The sequence below is a fragment of the Carnobacterium sp. ISL-102 genome, from assembly GCF_018612935.1.
In the GTDB taxonomy this organism is placed as follows: domain Bacteria; phylum Bacillota; class Bacilli; order Lactobacillales; family Carnobacteriaceae; genus Carnobacterium_B; species Carnobacterium_B alterfunditum.
Window position 1 is genome coordinate 428,334 of sequence record NZ_JAGGRF010000003.1, and the last position, 21,312, is coordinate 449,645.

Consider the following 21,312-nt stretch of genomic DNA (forward strand, 5'->3'; position numbering starts at 1 on the left):
TATTACTGTCTACTATTCTTGAATACGTTCAATAGTTTTTTTCAGAGGATAAAATACTGCAATAAATAAGACTAAATTTAATAGCAACGTTGGCCCCAATCGGTCTGCCAAAAATGTTGCCCAATTAATTGTTGTGTAACCTAACACTTGATAAAATAGGTAAAGGTAAGTTTCTATTAGGCTTAAATTAACAATGATCATCATACCAATAACAATAGGATTCGGATTGAGAACTTTTTTCATTTTTTCCGTTAAGTAAACAACTAAAGGAAATAAAAGGACATATACACCAAGAATCCCTACATAATAACTATCATAAATCAATCCAAAAATAATACTGTATACGAGCATCCTACTCCTTGGTATATAAAAAGACATCAAAATAAGAACTAAGACGATTAGTCTTGGAGTCATTACCTTCGTACCTTCAAGAAATTGCTCTGAAAAAATAACAGTCAATATACCATCCAACAAAAAGAAAAAGGTAATAACTAATGGAATCAAAGTAGAAGTTTTCCAATTCTCTATCATTTACTCACCACTTTCAGCGGTTCGTTTAATAAATGTCACGTAACGAATATCATTTGTATCTGCTGCTGGGACGATGTAGGCTTCCTGAGACAGTCCAAAAGAATCTAATTTAACTTCATCAATTGTTCCAATCAGTAGTGCGCTAGGAGCTATGCCTCCTAAACCAGAAGTCATAACTTTGTCACCTTCTTTTAATTCCGCTTCAGTGGTAACTTGTTTCAAGATCAACCGATTTGTTTCAGCATCATACCCATTAACGATACCGTGTATGACTCCATCATCTGTATCAACAGAAGCAGCAACTCGATTATTATTTTGATCTAACGTTGTTACTAATTGAATTTTAGAACTAGTAGGATTGACTTCAACAACACGCCCTATCAGTCCATTGCCCGACATCACAGACATGTCTAATTCGATACCATTTTGACTTCCTTTGTCGACTACAATTTTATCGACCCAACTGTCAGGGTTACGACTTAATACTGCTCCATTAATAGATTCGTAATCAGATAATGTATCGATCAAACTTAATTGCTCTTTGAGTTTTTCGTTGTTTTGTTTTAAATCTGCAATTTCCATTTCTGTTTCGTACAATTTATCGATTTTTGATTTTAATAATTGATTTTCTTCGTACGTATTTTTCAGACCATCTACTGATTCTAAAAAATCAACAACTGCATTCGTCGGTTTTGCTACCACACGAGATACAACTGCTGTAATATCATTAGTAAGCTGTTGAATGATAGGAATATTTCCGCTTCCTGTAATTGAAAAAGCTATCAGACCTAAAGAAACAATCATACTTACTAATAAAATGATTAGTTTTTTATTTGAAAAAAACTGATTCAAAATATCACCTCATTAATTTTACAGGCTTCCTATATTTTAACATAAGTTAACCTAAATAACTTGCCTAACTTATTTCTTTTTTACATGAAAATATGCGAGAAGAAAATAAACTTCCCGCACCTTTATAACCTTATTTAGGCTTGCTTACCTATTTGCTCTTTTTTTGTACATATTGATGTGTTTTAGTGACTCACCTGTACCAAGTGCCACACAATCCAATGGTTCATTTGCTACAAAAACTGGAACATCTGTTTCTTCAGCGATGACGTCTCCTATATTTTTTAGTAACGCTCCACCACCGGTCAATACAATTCCGTGATCGATGACGTCTGCTGAAATCTCAGGCGAAGTTTCTTCAAGTGTTTCCCTGACAGCAACAACGATACCTTCTACTACCTCTTGAATGGCCTCAGCGATATCAACAGCTGAAATTTCAATCGTTTGTGGCAATCCTGTTAGTAAATCACGACCACGTATATCCATGACCCCATATTCTGATGCTTTTTCAACAGAGGCACATCCAATTTGAATTTTAATTTGTTCAGCTGTGCGCTCACCTATAAGCAAGTTGAATTTTTTACGTACATAGTGAATGATCACATCATCCATGCGATCTCCTGCTAAACGAATAGAACGACTACTAACGATACCACCTAGTGCAATAGTGGCTACGTCCGTTGTTCCTCCACCAATATCTACTACCATACTCCCCGTAGGATCCATGACAGGTAATCCTGCTCCGATTGCTGCTGCAAAAGGTTCTTCAATGATGAATGCATCTTTTGCTCCTGCCATTCTTGTAGCATCTACAACTGCTCTTTTTTCAACTTCTGTTACACCACTTGGCACACAGATCATGACGAAGGGTTTAGACGTTGATTTCCCTATTGCTTTTTCAATGTAGTATTTCATCATTGCTGCCGTGGTATCGTAATCTGCAATAACACCATTTTTCATAGGACGAATGGCAACAATTGAACCAGGTGTTCTCCCAATCATATTTCTTGCATCTTCTCCAACTGCAACTATTTCTCCTGTTACAGTATCTTTTGCGACTACTGAAGGTTCTCTTAAAACAATTCCTTTTCCTGCAACAAACACATTTGTGTTTGCAGTACCTAAATCGATTCCAATATCTTTATTACCAAATCTAAACAAATGATTTCATCCTCTCAAATCTACCTGATCTTTACATTTAAAGTTTTATTTTTCAAATTCATAGTTCTCGTATCTTTAACCTTTTAATACTAAACGGTAGACACTCAAACAGTATAGCAAAAAAAAGAATAGAATGCTCTAACCGAAACCATCATACTGTATTTTTCTGGTTATGACATCCGTATTTTTTATATTTTAACACAAATTTAAGTAATTCTATATATAAGTAATCAAAATGAAATGGTCTTTTAAAAATAAGACAGTTGTTTTTAAATCTATATTTTATTTAAAAACAAAAAAACCCGGTGAAAAATCACCAGGTTTTTTTGTTTTTAAATTTCTATAAACTTAAGCTTTGTTTACGTTTGCTGCTTGAGGTCCACGGTTTCCTTCTTCAACGTCGAAAGTTACTGCTTGTCCTTCTTCTAAAGATTTAAATCCTTCACTTTGGATAGCTGAGAAATGTACGAATACATCATCTGCTCCTTCACGTTCGATAAAGCCAAAACCTTTTTCTGCGTTAAACCATTTTACTGTACCTTGTTCCATAATAAAATTCCTCCTCGTGCCTTATAGCACATATATTGATATTCTTGCTAACGGTACGATTCAGACTGTTTTAAAACAATTCTACGTGATCCTTAACAAAAACATTACAGTAATTGTAGCATCCATTTTTTGATATTTCAAGAGAAACTATTGTTTTTTAATAAAAAAAGAAGTTAGCCGTTAAGGCTAACTTCTCAAACAATTTTAATTTTTAATTAAGCTTTGTTTACGTTTGCTGCTTGAGGTCCACGGTTTCCTTCTTCAACGTCGAAAGTTACTGCTTGTCCTTCTTCTAAAGATTTGAATCCTTCGCTTTGGATAGCTGAGAAATGTACGAATACATCTTCTGCTCCTTCACGTTCGATAAAACCAAAACCTTTTTCTGCGTTAAACCATTTTACTGTACCTTGTTCCATAATAAAATTCCTCCTCGTGCCTTATAGCACATAGTGATATTCTTGCTTGCGGTGCGAATTGGAATGCTTTGAAACATTTCTTTGTTCTACCTAACAAAAATTCTACTTAAGTATATCATGTTATCAAGGATAGTACAAGCTAATTTCAACACAAAAAAAGAAGTTAGCCATAAGACTAACTTCTCAAACAATTTTAATTTTTAATTAAGCTTTGTTTACGTTTGCTGCTTGAGGTCCACGGTTTCCTTCTTCAACGTCGAAAGTTACTGCTTGTCCTTCTTCTAAAGATTTGAATCCTTCGCTTTGGATAGCTGAGAAATGTACGAATACATCTTCTGCTCCTTCACGTTCGATAAAACCAAAACCTTTTTCTGCGTTAAACCATTTTACTGTACCTTGTTCCATAATAAAATTCCTCCTCGTGCCTTATAGCACATAATGATATTCTTGCTTGCGGTGCGAATTGGAATGTTCTGAAACAATTCTATTTTCTACCTAACAAAAACTCAACGTAAGTATAGCATATTTTTAAATACAACACAAGCTGACATCACAGTTTTTTTTCATATTATGTCTTTTTAATCAAAGAAAACTATAAATCTACCTATCTTGTATCTGTTTATAGTCTTTTGATCCAGTTAACTATTTTCACAAAAAAAGAAGTTAGCCCTAGGACTAACTTCTCAAACAATTTTAATTTTTAATTAAGCTTTGTTTACGTTTGCTGCTTGAGGTCCACGGTTTCCTTCTTCAACGTCGAAAGTTACTGCTTGTCCTTCTTCTAAAGATTTGAATCCTTCGCTTTGGATAGCTGAGAAATGTACGAATACATCGTCTGCTCCTTCACGTTCGATAAATCCAAAACCTTTTTCTGCGTTAAACCATTTTACTGTACCTTGTTCCATAATGAAATTCCTCCTCGTGCCTTGTAGCACATATAGTGATATTCTTGCTTGCGGTGCGAATCGGAATGCTCTGAAACATTTCTTTGTTCTACCTAACAAAAACTCAACGTAATTGTAGCATGAGTATTTCAATTAAGCAACCTTTATGTATGAATTTTCAACAAATCCCTATTTCTTTTAAACTAATAAATTCATGTTCGCCAACAATAATATGATCCAACAATTCAATACCCATTAGTTCGCCACATTCTGACATTCTACGAGTAAACTGAATATCGGCTTCGGATGGCTCCGGATTACCCGATGGATGGTTATGTCCAACAATGATTCGTGCTGCAGAATATCTTACCGCACCTCTAAATATCTCTCTGGGATGTGCAACCGACGAATTAAGTCCGCCAATAAAAATAGTTTCTTTTTTTATGATTTCATTTTTGGTATTTAAGTAAAGAACTACTACATGTTCTTGCTGTAATCCACGCATTTCTATTAATAGCATCTCACCCGCTTTTGTACTAGAGGTGATTTGACCAATTTTTATTTGTGAGGCCTGTGAGATACGGACGCCTAATTCAATAGCTGCTTTTAATTCAATTGCTTTTACCTTTCCAATACCAGAAAGAGCCATTAACTCTTGACAAGAAGCCGTTTTCAAATAATAAAGATCTTCGAAATGATTAAGCATTGTCATAGCTAATGTTACGACATTTGTTCCCTTGATACCCGTTCTAAGTAAAATAGCAAGCAACTCATGATTAGCAAGAGCTTTTTCTCCATAGTGCTCTAATCTTTCTCTAGGTCTCGATTGAATAGGTACTTCTTTAATAAGATTCACACTTTTTATTGTCATAAAAAAAATCCTCCTTTTTCACATTATTACTATCCGCGAAAAAGAAGAAGTCGATTTTATTTAATTTTTTAGTTGTTTTGCTGTTCAATAAATGTTTTTACAGCAATTAAATCATCAAGGATCGCTACTGTCTTTTCTTTGGCTTCACTAGTCGGCAGTATTAGATCTGGGACCATGATGACCGGGATATGAGCATCATAGCTTGCACGGATCCCATTAAGTGAATCTTCTAAAACAATCGTTTTTTCTTTAGGAACGTCTGTTTTCAGCCACGCTTTTTCATATATTTCAGGACTTGGTTTTGCCCGTGACACTTCATCCCCTCCAATAACAGCATCAAAATATGAAGTTAGTTTCTCTTTTTCTAAAAATAAAGAAACAAGAGACTTGATACTGCTGGAAGCGACTATTTTTTTTATTTTTTTACTTTCTAAATAATCTAGTAATTCAATCAATCCCTTTTTCTTGCGTAGACCGTTAATTTCAACATGCTCTAATAAAGCTTGACCACTTTCCTTGATAAATGTTTCGGCTTGTTTGATCTCGTAGTTCAAATAAAGTTCTTTGTGAAATTCTGCATCGGAAATCCCAATATATTTTTCATGAAATTCCCATGTATAAATTAAATTATTTTTTTTTGCAACAATTCGATTTGCTTCATAATATAATACTTCTGTATCAAACATTAGCCCATCCATATCAAAAATAACTGCTTCAATTTTAGTCATGTTCTTCCCCCAATTTTAGTTGTTCTTCATTTATCTGCTGTTTTAAAATATTCTCTGACCTCTGAAATGAAATAGAGTGAGCCCGTTACAATCAATACACCACTTTTATCCATCTCATTAAGCGATTCTACTAACGCTTCTTGCCAATAGTTTGTTACAGTTCCATTCTCTAGCATCACTTTGTTTAAGTCCTCTATTCTAGCTGCTCTAGGATAATCGAAACTTGTAAGAATTAAGTGACTATTCGTTATACTTTGCAACTGATCTACCATTCCTTGGATATCTTTATCCCGCATAGCAGCCATAATGATATAGACCTCTTGTTGTGCAAAGTTTTTTTTAATCGTTTCAACCAAAGTTTTCATAGCATGTTCATTGTGAGCACCATCCAAAACAAGAAGCGGTTGATCATTTATTTTTTCCATTCTTCCGGGCCAAAAAGTATGTTTTAAACCACTAAGCAACTTTTCGTGATTTACAGCTAAACCTGTTTCATGACTATAGACCCTTAAAGCTTCAATAGCTACAGCGGCATTTTCCACTTGATGACGCCCTAACATTCCTATTTGAATGGGGCTAAGCCGTATGAAGTCGTCCTCAAATACAAATTGTTCTCCCCACGTTGGAAGTGTTTGCCATTTTGTAACAAAGAAATCTTGGTTATATTTCAGCAACAAACTATCTTGTTCAGTAGCCTTTTCCTCAATTTCTTTCAAAGCTTCCTTTTCAATTTTACCAATCACCACAGGAACACTTGCCTTAATGACACCTGCTTTGTTAGCAGCAATCTCAGACAATGTATCTCCAAGTAAATTCATGTGATCCAATCCAATTGTTGTGATGATTGAAACTACTGGTGTAATAATATTTGTCGAATCATATGATCCGCCAATACCTACTTCGATAAGAACTATATCTGCATGTCCTTCACCAAAATAAATCAACATCATCATCGTGATGATCTCAAATTCGCTTGGACCACCTAATATTGTTTTTTCTAATTCTATTGTAAGCGGATAAACGGCGTTCGCTAAACGCAAAATTTCGTCGTCTGATATTGGATCTCCATTGACACTAATACGCTCATTGAACATTTCGATGTAAGGAGATGTATACGTTCCTACTATTTGGCCATTAGCTTCAAACATATCCCTCAAAAAAGCCAGCGTAGAACCTTTGCCGTTTGTTCCTGCAATATGGATCGATTTAAATTTTCTTTCAGGATGGTCTAATTGGCTTGACATCCATTCCATTCTTTTTAACCCTGGTTTCTCACCGAAAGTTCTAGTAGCATGGATCCAGTTCAGTGCTTCTTCATAGGTAATGAACATTATTTACCTCCACTTATCTTTATATTCCATATCCAACTTAATTATAAACTACCCTGCAGTCTTTTTCACTAGTTAACAATAAAAACGAGCANNTTGCTCGTTTTTATTGTTAACGCCTTAGTATTTAAAGTTGATTTTTCAATACTTTTATACGTTCAGTTACTGCAACTTGTTTTTCAAGGTAATCACTTTGTTTCCCTTTTTCTGCTTCAACTACAGCATCAGGAGCATTTTCCATGAATTTTTTATTTGCTAGTTTCCCTTCAACTCGCTTAACTTCTTTACTCCACTTATCTAATTCTTTTTCAAGACGAATAATTTCTTCTTCCAGATTAATCAAGCCGGCTAATGGCAAATAGATTTCTGCACCTGTTATCACAGAAGTCATCGCTGTTTCAGGAGCCTTTACATCACTTGAAATAGTCAATGTTTCAGGGTTACAAAATCTTTCAATGTAAGACGTATTGTCTTTCAAAAATTGTTCGATCGTTTGATCATTCGTTTTAATTAATAATTCGATTTTTTTAGACAACGGTGTATTCACCTCAGAACGAATATTACGAACCGAACGGATCAATTCCATCAATACGTCCATACCCTTAGTCGCTGCTTCGTCAGACAGTTCTGGATGGACAACAGGGTATTCCGCTACCACAAGTGATTCTCCTTCGTGAGGAATATTTTCCCAGATCTCTTCTGTAACAAATGGCATGATTGGGTGCAATAGACGTAACGTTTGATCCAATACATAGGCTAAAATACTTCTAGTCATTTGTTTCGCTTTTTCATCTTCTCCAAACAATACTTCTTTGCTCATTTCAATGTACCAATCACAGAAATCATCCCAAATAAAGTGGTATAAATGGCGACCTGCTTCACCAAATTCAAAGCGCTCAAATAAATCAGTTACTTTTTCAACGGTCTCGTTTAATTTCGTCAAGATCCATCGGTCAGCAATTGTTTTTTCACCAATTAAATCAATTTGATCTACAGTGAAGTCTTCCATATTCATCAATGCAAAGCGGCTCGCATTCCAAATTTTATTGATAAAGTTCCAAGAAGCATCCATTTTATCATAACTGAAACGAACATCTTGCCCCGGAGCGGATCCATTTGATAAGAACCAACGCAGCGCATCTGCACCATATTTTTCAATGACATCCATTGGATCTATCCCATTTCCCAATGATTTACTCATTTTACGGCCTTCTTCGTCACGAATCAACCCATGGATCAAGACATTTTTAAATGGTCGTTTTCCAGTGAATTCTATACTTTGGAACATCATACGGCTGACCCAAAAGAAGATAATATCATATCCCGTTACTAGCGTGTTCGTAGGGAAATACCGTTTGAAATCTTCAGCTTCTTCGTTAGGCCAACCCATTGTAGAGAATGGCCATAATGCTGAACTAAACCATGTATCCAAAACATCTGGATCTTGTACCCAGTTTTCACTGTCTTCAGGAGCTTCCATCCCTACATACAATTCACCGCTTGTTTTATGGTACCATGCAGGAATACGGTGTCCCCACCACAATTGACGCGAAATTACCCAATCATGAACATTTTCCATCCAACGCGTATGCGTATTTTCAAAACGTTCAGGTATAAAGTTCACTTTATTTTCTGTCTTTTGACTTTCTAAGGCTTCTTTGGCTAATGGAGCCATGTTTACAAACCATTGTGTAGACAGTCTTGGTTCAACTACGACCCCTGTACGTTCAGAATGTCCGACACTGTGGACCATTTTTTCTATTTTGATCAATCGACCTTCTGCTTCTAAATCTTTTACAATAGCTTTACGGGCTTCAAAACGATCCATAGAGGCATATTTTCCAGCTAATTCATTCATTGATCCATCATCATTCATCACATTAATTTGTGGCAAGTCATGACGTTTTCCAACTTCAAAGTCATTAGGATCATGAGCTGGAGTAATTTTCACTACACCTGTACCAAAATCCATTTCGACATAGTCATCTGCAACGATGGGTATTTCACGATTCATCAATGGCAACATAACCGTTTTTCCAATTAAGTGCTGGAAACGTTCATCTTCAGGATGAACAGCAATCGCCGTGTCGCCCAACATTGTTTCAGGACGTGTCGTAGCAATTTCTACTACCCCGCTGCCATCTGCTAGAGGATAACTCATATGATAAAAGGCACCTTCAACATCTTTATGGATCACTTCAATATCTGATAGAGCTGTTTTAGCTTTTGGATCCCAGTTAATAATATATTCCCCACGATAGATCAATTGCTTGTTGTACATCGTAACGAACACTTTACGTACTGCCTCTGATAACCCTTCATCTAATGTAAAGCGTTCACGGCTATAATCAACTGAAATACCAACTTTTGCCCACTGCTCACGAATCACACTTGCGTATTCTTCTTTCCAATCCCAAACTGTATCATTGAATTTTTCACGCCCAAGATCATAACGCGAAATACCTTCTTCAGCTAATTTAGCTTCTACTTTAGCTTGCGTTGCAATTCCAGCGTGGTCCATTCCTGGTAACCACAAAGTATCAAATCCCTGCATTCTTTTTTGTCTAATAATAATATCTTGCAAAGTTGTGTCCCAAGCATGACCTAGATGCAATTTACCAGTTACATTTGGAGGTGGGATAACAACAGAATATGCTTCTTTTGTCTTATCTCCACTTGGTTTGAACAATCCTTTTTCTATCCATTTTTCATAACGACCAGCTTCTACTTGATTCGGTTGATATTTAGTAGACATTTTCAATTCATCAGTCATTTTATCTCTCCTCTATAATTTTACTTAACAGATCTGAACAAACAAAAAAAAGCATTCATCCTAACAATAAATTATTATTAGGACGAATGCTTTTCACTCGCGGTACCACCTATATTGCATACTTTTACTATTATAAAAAGTATACCTCTTAGTTCCATTTTTAACGGATCGTTACTCCGAACAAAGTTACTTTACTTTCACCTTGTCAGCTCCCAAGCTACTTTCATTTTATTCTGACTAAGAACTCTCACCATTCGTTCTCTTCTCTAAATAAGCCAGCACCTAAAATTACTCTTCTTGTTCATTGCCTTTTATTTTTACATAATAGCATTAAAATCGTTCTATTTCAATGCGCCTGATTCATTTGGTTCCCTTGCTTCTTTAGCAGCCTCGATAACCATATCGTAATCTGGTTCACTAGTCATCTCTGAAACGATTTCTTGATAAGTGATTTCGCCTTTACGGTTGATAACAAATACTGAACGAGCCAGATTTCCAAGCTCTTCCATAATTAAACCATATGCTTGTCCAAAGTTCAATTCACTGTCGTGCAGCATTTCCATTGAGATATCTTTCCCAGCACACCATTCAGCTTGTTGTGCTTTGGTGTTATTAGAAATCGTGATCAACTGTACTTCATCTAATTCGCTGGCAATTTTATTAAACGCTTTTGCCTGTAGGTCGCATACTCGGGTATCAATATCTGGGATCACGCTGATCAATACAACTTTTCCGAAAAAGTCGCTTAATTCAACCACACTATCCGCTAAGTTTCTAGCTTTAAAATCAGGTGCTTTATCCCCAACTTTAGGCTGATTACCTTTCAATTTATATGATGTACCTTTTCGATTAATTTCCATACCAAACACTCCTATTCTAACTATCATCTTAGAATAGTATACGAATAATAGTTTTTTAAAGCAATGCCTCAGAATGGGTATAAACATTAATTCAAGTGTTTCACTTAGCTTATCTCTAGCTATTCTGTTGATCGGCTTCTTCAAAATTTACTGGATAAAGAGCTTCATTTTGATAAACCATTGTGAAGATTTCACTAGAAAAATCAATATACTTCATTTGGATGTTATTCGGTACTTTTATTCTTCCTGGAGCAAAATTTAATATCGATGTAATGCCTGCATCAATTAATTGATCCACCACTTCTTGAGATACTTCACTGGGTACAGCACAAATTGCCGTATGGATTTGTTGGTTGACGACAACTTCTTTCATCTTCTCCATTGAAAGAATAGGAACACCAGAAATTTCATCTCCAAAAAAAGATGGTTGAATATCAAAAGCACACTTGATCGTAATATTTTTTTCTTTCTTAAAATTATTTGTTAAGATTGCTTTTCCAAGATTCCCAACGCCAACAAGCACAACATTAATGACATTATTCACATTTAGTAATTCACGAAACACTTCCGTTACATAAGCTACTTCATAACCGTATCCGCTTCTTCCTAATTCACCAAAGTGAGAAAAGTCTCTTCGGATCGTTGCTGAGGGGATTTGTGTAAGTTGACTCAATTCTTTTGATTTTATACGTTCTACACACGTTTCATTCAGCTTTTTTAATGAACGATAATAAATAGGCAGTCTATGAGCTGTAGCATTTGGAATTTGATGTATTTTAGTGTTTAGTTCCACTATTTCTGCCCCCTGATCTTTAATTTCTTCATTATCATATCATCTTTTAATGATTAACTCAATACAATTGTGATTAACATCACAATTGTATTTGGAAAAAGAAGGAGGCCTTTATTGCCTATCTTCTTAAATTAAACTAATACTATTAATAGTCAATTATTTTTTTGAAATACTACGATTCCACCTACAACTGTTTTTGAAACCCTAATTTGATCTAATGCCTCTTTTTTAATCATAAAAGGATTTTTTTTCAAGATAGTAAAATCACTTATATAGCCAGCTTTTATTTTACCTCTAGTATTTTCTTTGTATCCAGCAGTTGCACTTCCTATAGTGTAAAGCGAAAGAGCTTCAAACACTGAAAGTTCTTCTTCTGGAAAATAACGTTTTTTACTAGTTGCCCCCCTAACAGTTCTTGTAACAGCTGAATGGATGCCATAAAATGGATTGGGTATTTCAATTGGTGCATCACTGCTTCCAGCTACTGGAAACCCAGCGTCTTTTATACTCTTCCATGCAAAGACCAAAGGCGGATGATTCTCACCTAAAACGTCTAATGCCCAGGGCAGGTCACTGCTCATAAATTGCGGTTGCACATCAAAAATCAACGGCAAATTTTCCGCTTTTTTTAATAGTTCTTTACTCAGCCAAGGGGTATGGATCATACGATCGAGTTGTCCAGACATTGGTGGAAACTCACGAAGGGTTGCAATCACTTTTTCAAATGCTTTATCCCCTAGAATATGAATCGCTACTGGTAGTTTAGCTTTACGTGCTGCTTTGATCAATGAAACAAAATCTTCATCAGCTTGAATTTGCAAACCGTTGTTAACAGTTCCAACATACGACTGACTCATTAACGCTGTTCGAGATCCTACAGTTCCATCATAAAATATTTTCATAGCCCCTAATTCTATATATGGATCACCATCTAAAAAAGATTTAGCAGAATGATTATAAGCTTTCAGTTCCTTATGATGGATCAATAAATGTACGCGAAAAGGTTTTTTTTGCTCTTTAATCACATCACGAAAAGTTTTTAAAGTTCCCTCAAATCCATTAAAATAATGTAAGTCTTCGGAATGAGCACCCGTTATTCCTTTTGACCATAAATCTTCGATTGCTAATTTCAAGTACTCCTCTTGTTCTTTTGGCGTTGCCGCTGGAAAAGCATTTATAGCTAAATTTGTTGCTTCATCTTTTAAAACTCCAGTTATTTTTCCTTCTCGATTTAATTGGATTTCTCCACCGCCATCATATGTTTGTCCCTCTTTGATTCCAATTTTATTGATCAAAACTGTATTAATGACCACATTATGGTAATCGATTCTGCGGACCAACAAAGGATGATGTGTCGAAATAGCATCTAAATCTATTCTTGTTATAGGAGTTGGATCATCTTGCCATTCATTTTCATTATATCCTTCAACAAATAGCCATTCATTGGGGGCGAGCTGTTGAATCGTTGCACGAATCTTATCCATACTTTCTTTTTTACTTTTTGACTGATTTAAATTTAAGCGAGCAAGGCTTAATCCATACCATAACAAGTGCAAATGGCTGTCCACAAAACCAGGAAAAACGGTTTCACCATTTAAATCGATCTCCTCAGTTATTTCTTTATTGTAGTGTTTTTTCAACTCTTCTTCTTCACCTGCAGCTACAATTTTTTCACCATCAGTAATCACAGCTGAAACTGTTTCTTCTTCTTTTTCCATTGTATAAAAAAGACCATTTTTCCATAATTTCAATTTATATCCTCCTGTCTAATTCTCTTTTTTCATTATACATCACTTAAAATTTATTTAGCGTTTGAAAATTAACAAAGGCGAGATGGTAAATAAGCTGACCACAACATATGTGTTCAGCTTATTTTCAGTATTTTATTTAATTTTTCTATAACAAACCTGAAAAACCAGCTTTTTGCTGAGCTTCTGATGTATCTCCAACCTTGATTTTTGTGATTACTAAACCTTTCATCGCTCTTTCTATTAACCCATCAATATCCAATCTGTCTTCGAATTCACGAGACTTCTCTAGTTTAGGCTTCGTTTTAGGTGATGGTGGTGCAAAAATTGTACAGCAATCTTCAAACGGTTGAATGGATAACTCAAATGTATCTATTTTTTGGGCAATCTCAATAATTTCGTTTTTATCCATTGAAACAACTGGTCGAATAATAGGAGTAGCTGTCACGTCATTGATGGCTATCATACTATGCAGCGTTTGTGATGCAACCTGACCTAATGACTCTCCATTAATGATTGCTAAACCTTTGCGTTCTTTACGAATAAGATCAGTCAATCTCATCATCATTCTTCGAGTAACAACCATTAAATAATCTTCTGGAATAGTTTTCTTGATTTCCTCCTGAATTTCGGTAAAAGGTACTTCAATAAAGTGGACGCTACCTGAAAAAGCAGCTAATTTAGCAGCTAGATCTTTTGCTTTTTGAAGAGCACGCGGACTTGTATACGGAGGGCTGTTGAAATGAACAGCTTCGACACTCACGCCACGCTTCATAGTCAAGTAACCCGCTACAGGAGAGTCAATTCCGCCAGATAACATCAGCATCCCTTTTCCGCTTGACCCGACAGGCAAACCACCTGCTCCTAGAATAGTTTCACTAGAAATGAAGAAGCCTTCATTTCTAATTTCTAATCGTAAGTCGATATCTGGGTTTTTCATTTTAACTTTTATACCTTCGATTTTACTAGAAATTTCCGCTCCAATTAGTTGGTTCATGTCATTTGTATCCAACTCATAATCATGGTCTGAACGTCTAGTAGTAATTTTAAATGTTTTTCCTTCTGTATACAGTTCTGCTATCATTTCGACTGCAACTTTTTTTAAAAGTTCAATATCTCTTTCCAAACGTCTAACTGGAGAGTACGTTTGAATCCCAAAGATAGCATTCAATCTTCCTAATACCGCATCACTGTTTGCACCATTCAATTCTAAATGCATACGGTCACGCGATCCGTGTACTTTTAGTTCTTCAAAATCGTGCAAGGCAAGTTTCACATTTTGAGCTAACTGGTTGATAAAAACTTTTTTATTTTTTCCCTTTGTTGACAGTTCGCCATAGCGTATCATCACTTCATCGTATTGCATGTGTTGCTTACTTCCTCTCTGCTATTCTTCCGGTTTATTTAATGTCTTTGAATTGTTGATATAGATGACCAAATTCTTTCATAAAAAATTCAGCTTCTTCTAATGTATTTGTATCTGTTAAACTAATACGCACCGCACTTGCGGCTATTTTTCCAGGTACATTCATTGCTACTAAAGTACTAGAAGCTGTACCATTACGGCTAGAACACGCACTTGTTGTTGAAATATAAATTTCTTTTTTTTCAAAAGCATGAACCATTACTTCTCCTCTGATTCCTTTTAAAGCGAAACATAAAATATGGGGAGCACCTTCTTTTTGTGAGAAAACAGAAACTCTTCTATAAGCTTCTAGCTGTCCCATTAGATAAGTTTTTATCTCATCTTGATTCTTTTGCTTCTCTCCTGCTTTTTCAAGCAGAAGGCGCAAAGCCTTAGCCATTGCTGCTGCGCCGGCTACATTTTCTGTACCGCCACGTTTACCAGATTCTTGTCCCCCGCCATTTAAAAGTGGAGCGACTTGTTTTCCTTTTTTGATGTACATGAAGCCCATACCTTTAGGCCCGTGAAATTTATGAGCAGAAAAAGTTGCTAAATCAATCCTTGACTCTCTGCCTAACAGTAAAGGGATTTTCCCTATTGCTTGTACAGCATCTACATGAAAATGGACCGCTGGATGATTTATTAAAACTTCTCCTATTTCAATAATAGGCTGAATACTTCCAACTTCGTTATTTACAGCCATTACCGAAACTAGGATAGTGTCCGACCTTAGAGCTTCTTTCAAATCAGAGACGGATATTCTTCCATTTGGATCAACGGGCAAAATAGTAACCTCAAATCCTAGCATCTCTAGCTGAGCAACTGATTCTTTAACAGCAGGATGCTCAACAGCTGTTGTGATGACATGTTTTCCAAACTGATGTTTTTCAATTGCTGTTCCTTTAATAGCCCAATTGTCCCCTTCTGTTCCTCCACTTGTAAAATAGATTTCTTCAGATGAAACATGTAACAAATCAGCTATTTGTTTTCTAGACTGTTGAAGTAGGCCGTCAGCATAATTACCTAATTGGTGTAAACTGGAAGGATTACCATTAATAGTTTGACTTACTTTTTCGAATGTTTGTAAAACAGTTTTATCTATACTAGTTGTTGCACTATTATCAAAATAAATCATTTTATTGTCACACTTTCTTTTAGGTTATCCCACACTTGAAAATTCTTTACTCATTATAACAAAAACTTTTTTCAATACAAGGCACGTCTATTTATTTTAACAAAATAAAACAGAGTAGTTTTATTCACTACTCTGTTTTATTCATTTTAATTAGATTCATTTATTCTTTGTTATTTAGCAGTTCTGCTTTTTTCTTCATAATATTGATTCTCAACTTTTTTAAATGAACCAGGTTCCACAACTTCTAATGCCGTTGAAATAATTTCAAGCGCTTCTTTATATTGAAATTCTTTATTAAATAATTCATTACTTTCTAAAATAGCTTCTCCGATTTGAGGATGGTCATTTCGGTACCGGTTAGCATATTGCATCATGTACTCAGTTAATATCGCACTATCCACGATTTCTTCAGTCTTATCAATAAGCAGTTCAACGTCATCTTCACACATCTCACACATTTTTTTAATCTCAATCATATCGATTTTTAATTTATTTAATTCTTTCGCTAATTTTTCAATACGCTCTGTAGTGACGAAAAACAAATCTAAATATTCTTCAGGTAATCCCGGTAAATGTTGCTTTTCAATGTAGCGTTTGATCCCTCGCATATTAAACTCAAAATCATCAATTTTTTCTTTAACTTCTGTTTCTTCCTCACGTAAGTCAGCCAGTTGTTTGATCAATTTTTCTTGTTTCTCTTCAATTTGAGCTAATCTTTCACTATCATCAGCATGGCTTTCTGCTACAACTGTATACACAGCTTGATTTTTTTCTATTCCATTATTAAACGTTTCAAAATTAAATTGGATTTCTTCAATTTGTTCTTGCATGTCTTTTGTTTGTTCTGAGAATGTATCGTCAAGTGTGTAACTTTGAGATACTCGATCAATTTCAATCAATAATTGTTGATTTCTTTTATTCACAAATTCAATAAATTTCGCCAAAATAGGTTGTTCTTTCTCTACTGCTTCTTTAGCGCTTATTTCAGCTTCCATAACGTCATACAAATGATTGATTTTTTCTTCAATAATCGAATTCAACTTTTCAACTTTTTCGGTTTCACATTGTTTTATTAATTTTTCACCTTGTTCTATATCTTGTTCAATTTCAGCAATATCGGATGTCAGTGTGTCTCCTAAAAAGACAAAATGCTGCACATCTTTTAATTCATGATAGCCTTCTTTTAATTCTTGGATTTGAGCTGGGAATTCATTGCTGATTTCTTTAACTAAACTAGGAATAGTAGTGACCGCGTCATTTAACTCTTTTGTCTCATAATTAACCTTTTTCAATACTTCTTCAGCTTCAATGTGATCTCCAGAGGAAGTTAGTTCAAAAAAATTGGAAAAACTTAATTCTAAAAATGTAAGTTTCTTTTCAAGTTTATCTAAAGCTGGACCGAAAGAAAAGCTTTGGGTCAGCAATTTTTTCCGTATACCTTGATACATTTCTTCAACTTTCTTAATTGCTTGGCTATTTTTCTCTTCACTCTTCAATAATTCGTTTAGAGCTAATTGAATCTCTTTTATTTTATTTTTAGTACTCTCAATCAACTCTCTACTTCTACTTTCAGATTTGCCAGCTTTAATCAACTGAAATCTGTCTGTCGCTTGTTCAGCATCAAATAGCAGATTTTCTATATCTGGAAATGCAGTTAGTTCAATTTGTTTCCATTTATCTTTCCATTGTTCAAAATTTTTCTCTGTTTGACCCGTTAAAGAAAGAATTTCAACATTTTGAATCGTTTCAGCAACTGATGTATCCATTAAATCAAATTTTTGTTGCTCCAAGTTATTAATAGTTTGATAATGCTTTTTTTTCATAAAATAACCTGTCCCATAAGCTGCAACAGCTAGTACAATGATAACAATTAAAACAGTTTCCATTTCCATTCTAAAACCTCCGATTGAGTTACTGCTGACTTCATTTTAATTTCATAAAACAGTTATTTTATTTATGTATCCATGTAACGATTGACTTGATTTAACAATAAGGATTTACTTATAAAAACTCCTATTGTATATTATAACATAGAAGAAATCATTCTCACACCTCAATCTAGGAAAAATTAATTTTTACGGAATGGTATCATGAATTTTAAAGGAGTGTTCACATGACAAAAAAAGCTACTTATTCATTAACGATTAAACAATTGAGTGCAATTATCGGTGATGAAACTAATTTCATTGCTAATTTTAGCAACGCAGCCGCTTTATTATTTGAAAACTTACCTTCTATCAATTGGGCAGGATTTTACTTATATGAGCCTGCTTCTGACGAACTTGTCTTAGGGCCTTTCCAAGGCAAAGTAGCTTGTATAAGAATCCAACTTGGAAAAGGAGTCTGCGGGACTGCCTTTGTAAAAAAAGAGAGCATCTTTGTTGATGATGTTAATCAATTTCCAGGACATATCGCTTGTGATGCTGCCAGTCAGTCTGAAATCGTTGTGCCTTTGGTCAAAGATGGTCGCGCTATTGGAGTATTAGATATTGATGCTCCGATTACTAACCGTTTTGATGAAATCGATCAAAAGTATTTAGAAGAATTTGTCAATATTCTGTTAGATTCTTCAAGTATCTAACTGTACGACTTGACTTTTCAATGTTTTATAGCGTATACTTGCGAATGTGTAAAATAATGCAGCGTGAGAGTGGTATTCACGTCAACAGTTCGTTGCCAGCAATGGTGCAATTGCGTAACCTATGGCTGCAAAGGTGAAGATTGAAAAATGGACTGCACGAAATACTGAACTTCAACTTATTATTTTACTCCAAAAAAAAAATTTATTGGAGGAATTACATTATGTCACGTTATACAGGTCCAAGTTGGAAAGTTTCTCGTCGTCTAGGCATTTCACTTTCTGGCACAGGTAAAGAAATCGAACGCCGTCCTTACGCTCCAGGTCCTCATGGTCCAAACAGCCGTAAGAAATTAACAGAATACGGTATTCAATTACAAGAAAAACAAAAATTACGTCATATGTTTGGTTTGAACGAACGTCAATTTAGTAACTTATTCTTAAAAGCTGGTAAATTCAAAGAAGGTAAACATGGGGAAAACTTCATGATCCTTTTAGAACAACGTTTAGATAATGTTGTTTACCGTTTAGGTTTAGCTACTACTCGTCGTCAATCACGTCAATTAGTAAATCATGGCCACATCCTTGTTGATGGCAAACGCGTTGATATCCCATCATACAGCGTTTCGGTTGGACAAGTTATCACTGTTCGTGAAAAATCTAAGAACATGGAAATTATTAAATCAGCTGCTGAATCATTATTTGGCCGTCCTGAATACGTAACTTTCGATGTTGAAAAATTAGAAGGTTCATATAACCGTTTACCATTAAGAGATGAATTATCTGCTGAAATCGATGAAACAATCATCGTTGAATATTACTCTCGTTAATCTTAATCAGAGTGAAAAACAGATTCTTAAACCCACAAACATTTACCAAAATGTTTGTGGGTTTTTTTATTGTTTATAATAGGATACTATTATAAACACATTACTATCTAAAATCTTTATAATAAATATTCGAGAAATTTAACTCTTAAATTATTTCTAAGGTAATCTCTCTTTAATTTAATAACTACTACTAACTCTATTAAATATTTAATTTAATAGAGTTAGTATTTTATAAAGATTTTTTTCTTTTAAATAATTGAAAATCTCCTATCAAATCAATTTAATTTTGATACCTTTCAGTTTCTAAGTTTTATTCATGCTATACTTTTGATGTGATATGTTTCTACATCGGTCAATGATAGGTTAATAGAGTTGGTTTCTTTTTGTAAAAAAATAGTCACTGGGATAACAGCGACTAGAGCACATACTATTACTACAGTTATATTATAACATGATAATGTTTATTGTGAAGTGGCCTCACGATAAACATTACATAAACTGGAGGGGATAAATTGTCAAAAAGAAGAAAATTGTCAAAAGATATTTCTGTTAATAATACTGCAAAAATAAAAAAGCCATTCTATAAAAAATGGTGGTTCATTTTACTTGTTGTTGTTGGTGTTATTGGCGTGTTTAGCGATCCTGATGAATCCAAAGAAACTATTGATTCTTCACCAAACAATGCTGAAGAAGTTGCAGCAAAAGACACTAGTGAGGAAGATTCTGCAATCATTGCTGAATCAACTAAGAAAGAGGATGCTTTAGCTGAATCTGAATCGATTGAAAAGGTTGAAGAAGCTAAGGCTGCTGAAGAGGAGAAATTTTTAGCTGAATCTATTGCTATTGAAGAATCAAGAAAAGAGTCAGTAGTCCCAAGAGAACATGAAAATGCTCTCAGTAATGCTTATGATTATTTAGATTATACTAGCTTTTCAAAATCGGGTCTTTATGATCAGTTGGTTTATGAAGGATATCCAGCTGATGCTGTACAATACGCAATTGAAAACGTAAAAGCTGATTGGAATGCAAATGCTCTTCAAGCTGCTATAGATTATTTGGATTATTCTTCGTTTTCTGACCAAGGACTTTACGATCAATTGATTTACGAAGAATATACAAGTGAGCAAGCGCAATATGCTATTGATAATTTACCATAATAGGTAATAAAATACTTTTCTCAATCTCTCGGAATAGTTTAATAGTGTTGAGGAAAAACTTTTGTTTCCTACGAGGGTTTAAAGATAACTCATTTATAACTTAGAAAGCTTTTTCAAGAAGTATTGCATACCTTGAAAAGACTGATAGATAAAAAAATTCGAATCATTTTTGCCCCTCTCGTTAATTTTAATCAGAGTGAAAAACAGATTCTTAAACCCACAAACATTTACCAAAATGTTTGTGGGTTTTTTTATTTCATTCTTGCTTTAATATTATTCTAGATCATAAAATTTATTCAGATTTAATAGTTCTTAACCGCTCCAACTAGTTGGTTATGAGGCCTCATATGAATTTGATGAGAAAAACAAAAAAGTAGTTCAAGAATATTTTCATCTATCCATTTTTGTGGTAAGCTTTATTAATTAATAACCTAGCAATTATTTGTTTTTGTTATCCAGATTTTCTATTCGTCTATACCCATTAAATTTATTTCACTAAAAAGGAGTGTCTACTGTGCCTAATAATACAGTAATTGAAGTTACTGGTCCTTCTGTCAAATTAAAAAGTAATAAATCTAAAATAGTTATTCATTATCAAGATGATTTTAATGCACTTATACATTATGAATTTATCGTCCGCAAATTGAATGAGCAAAAAGATAGCAACAAAGATGATGAACGCTGAGATTTTACATTCAGTGTTTTTTCGTTATCTA

General features: G+C 34.5%; 21 protein-coding genes and 1 other annotated feature. Of the genes, 4 read left to right on the forward strand and 17 right to left on the reverse strand.

Translation table 11 applies throughout. The features are described 5' to 3' along the window. Positions 1–12: 12 nt before the first annotated feature. From mreD to J7E16_RS03735, 17 genes are all read right to left on the reverse strand, one after another. A complete protein-coding gene (gene mreD / locus J7E16_RS03655) occupies positions 13–531 on the reverse strand; it encodes a rod shape-determining protein MreD (protein WP_214888759.1) in 519 nt (172 codons plus the stop codon). Further along, positions 532–1,383, reverse strand: a complete 852-nt coding sequence (mreC, locus tag J7E16_RS03660) for a rod shape-determining protein MreC (RefSeq protein ID WP_214888762.1) — start codon at positions 1,381–1,383, stop codon at positions 532–534. A gap of 144 nt (positions 1,384–1,527) precedes the next feature. Further along, on the reverse strand, positions 1,528–2,541 hold the full coding sequence (locus J7E16_RS03665; protein WP_214888764.1) for a rod shape-determining protein: 1,014 nt from the start codon (positions 2,539–2,541) through the stop codon (positions 1,528–1,530). Between the two features lie 348 nt (positions 2,542–2,889). Then, positions 2,890–3,090, reverse strand: coding sequence for a cold-shock protein (locus J7E16_RS03670; RefSeq protein WP_013710476.1), 201 nt, complete (start codon positions 3,088–3,090; stop codon positions 2,890–2,892). A 215-nt stretch (positions 3,091–3,305) separates the two neighbouring features. Then, positions 3,306–3,506 carry a cold-shock protein gene (locus tag J7E16_RS03675; RefSeq protein ID WP_034548280.1) on the reverse strand — a complete coding sequence of 67 codons (201 nt, stop codon included), beginning with the start codon at positions 3,504–3,506 and terminating at the stop codon, positions 3,306–3,308. Positions 3,507–3,710: 204 nt separating this feature from the next. After that, positions 3,711–3,911, reverse strand: coding sequence for a cold-shock protein (locus J7E16_RS03680; RefSeq protein WP_034548280.1), 201 nt, complete (start codon positions 3,909–3,911; stop codon positions 3,711–3,713). A gap of 299 nt (positions 3,912–4,210) precedes the next feature. After that, positions 4,211–4,411, reverse strand: coding sequence for a cold-shock protein (locus J7E16_RS03685; protein WP_013710476.1), 201 nt, complete (start codon positions 4,409–4,411; stop codon positions 4,211–4,213). 157 nt (positions 4,412–4,568) lie between these two features. Further along, complete coding sequence (gene radC, locus J7E16_RS03690; protein ID WP_214888767.1) at positions 4,569–5,261, reverse strand: RadC family protein; 693 nt, start codon at positions 5,259–5,261, stop codon at positions 4,569–4,571. A 68-nt stretch (positions 5,262–5,329) separates the two neighbouring features. Further along, the gene (locus J7E16_RS03695; RefSeq protein WP_214888770.1) at positions 5,330–5,989 is read right to left on the reverse strand and encodes an HAD family hydrolase; all 660 of its coding nucleotides are present in this window, start codon (positions 5,987–5,989) and stop codon (positions 5,330–5,332) included. A 26-nt stretch (positions 5,990–6,015) separates the two neighbouring features. Then, a complete protein-coding gene (locus tag J7E16_RS03700; protein WP_214888773.1) occupies positions 6,016–7,320 on the reverse strand; it encodes a bifunctional folylpolyglutamate synthase/dihydrofolate synthase in 1,305 nt (434 codons plus the stop codon). 124 nt (positions 7,321–7,444) lie between these two features. Next, on the reverse strand, positions 7,445–10,090 hold the full coding sequence (locus J7E16_RS03705; RefSeq protein WP_214888776.1) for a valine--tRNA ligase: 2,646 nt from the start codon (positions 10,088–10,090) through the stop codon (positions 7,445–7,447). A gap of 75 nt (positions 10,091–10,165) precedes the next feature. Further along, positions 10,166–10,404, reverse strand: a binding site (T-box leader). A 27-nt stretch (positions 10,405–10,431) separates the two neighbouring features. Next, on the reverse strand, positions 10,432–10,950 hold the full coding sequence (tpx, locus tag J7E16_RS03710; RefSeq protein ID WP_214888779.1) for a thiol peroxidase: 519 nt from the start codon (positions 10,948–10,950) through the stop codon (positions 10,432–10,434). A 115-nt stretch (positions 10,951–11,065) separates the two neighbouring features. Further along, positions 11,066–11,743: a redox-sensing transcriptional repressor Rex gene (locus tag J7E16_RS03715; RefSeq protein WP_034548263.1), complete on the reverse strand. Its 678-nt coding sequence runs from the start codon at positions 11,741–11,743 to the stop codon at positions 11,066–11,068. Between the two features lie 152 nt (positions 11,744–11,895). Further along, positions 11,896–13,494, reverse strand: coding sequence for an amidohydrolase (locus J7E16_RS03720; RefSeq protein WP_214888781.1), 1,599 nt, complete (start codon positions 13,492–13,494; stop codon positions 11,896–11,898). A 145-nt stretch (positions 13,495–13,639) separates the two neighbouring features. Then, positions 13,640–14,857, reverse strand: coding sequence for a tRNA uracil 4-sulfurtransferase ThiI (gene thiI, locus J7E16_RS03725; protein ID WP_034548258.1), 1,218 nt, complete (start codon positions 14,855–14,857; stop codon positions 13,640–13,642). Between the two features lie 34 nt (positions 14,858–14,891). Then, positions 14,892–16,031, reverse strand: a complete 1,140-nt coding sequence (locus J7E16_RS03730) for a cysteine desulfurase family protein (RefSeq protein WP_214888784.1) — start codon at positions 16,029–16,031, stop codon at positions 14,892–14,894. Positions 16,032–16,201: 170 nt separating this feature from the next. After that, the gene (locus J7E16_RS03735; protein ID WP_214888787.1) at positions 16,202–17,923 is read right to left on the reverse strand and encodes a septation ring formation regulator EzrA; all 1,722 of its coding nucleotides are present in this window, start codon (positions 17,921–17,923) and stop codon (positions 16,202–16,204) included. Positions 17,924–18,144: 221 nt separating this feature from the next. Here J7E16_RS03735 and msrC point away from each other — a divergent pair, with 221 nt between their 5' ends. The 4 genes from msrC (at position 18,145) to J7E16_RS03755 (ending at position 21,281) form a co-directional block, all read left to right on the forward strand. Further along, positions 18,145–18,612, forward strand: coding sequence for a free L-methionine (R)-S-oxide reductase MsrC (gene msrC / locus J7E16_RS03740; RefSeq protein WP_214888790.1), 468 nt, complete (start codon positions 18,145–18,147; stop codon positions 18,610–18,612). Positions 18,613–18,833: 221 nt separating this feature from the next. After that, a complete protein-coding gene (gene rpsD, locus J7E16_RS03745) occupies positions 18,834–19,439 on the forward strand; it encodes a 30S ribosomal protein S4 (protein ID WP_034548251.1) in 606 nt (201 codons plus the stop codon). Positions 19,440–19,951: 512 nt separating this feature from the next. Then, positions 19,952–20,596, forward strand: coding sequence for an Ltp family lipoprotein (locus J7E16_RS03750; protein ID WP_251006039.1), 645 nt, complete (start codon positions 19,952–19,954; stop codon positions 20,594–20,596). Positions 20,597–21,110: 514 nt separating this feature from the next. Continuing rightward, on the forward strand, positions 21,111–21,281 hold the full coding sequence (locus J7E16_RS03755) for a hypothetical protein (RefSeq protein WP_214888792.1): 171 nt from the start codon (positions 21,111–21,113) through the stop codon (positions 21,279–21,281). The last annotated feature ends 31 nt before the right edge of the window (positions 21,282–21,312 follow it).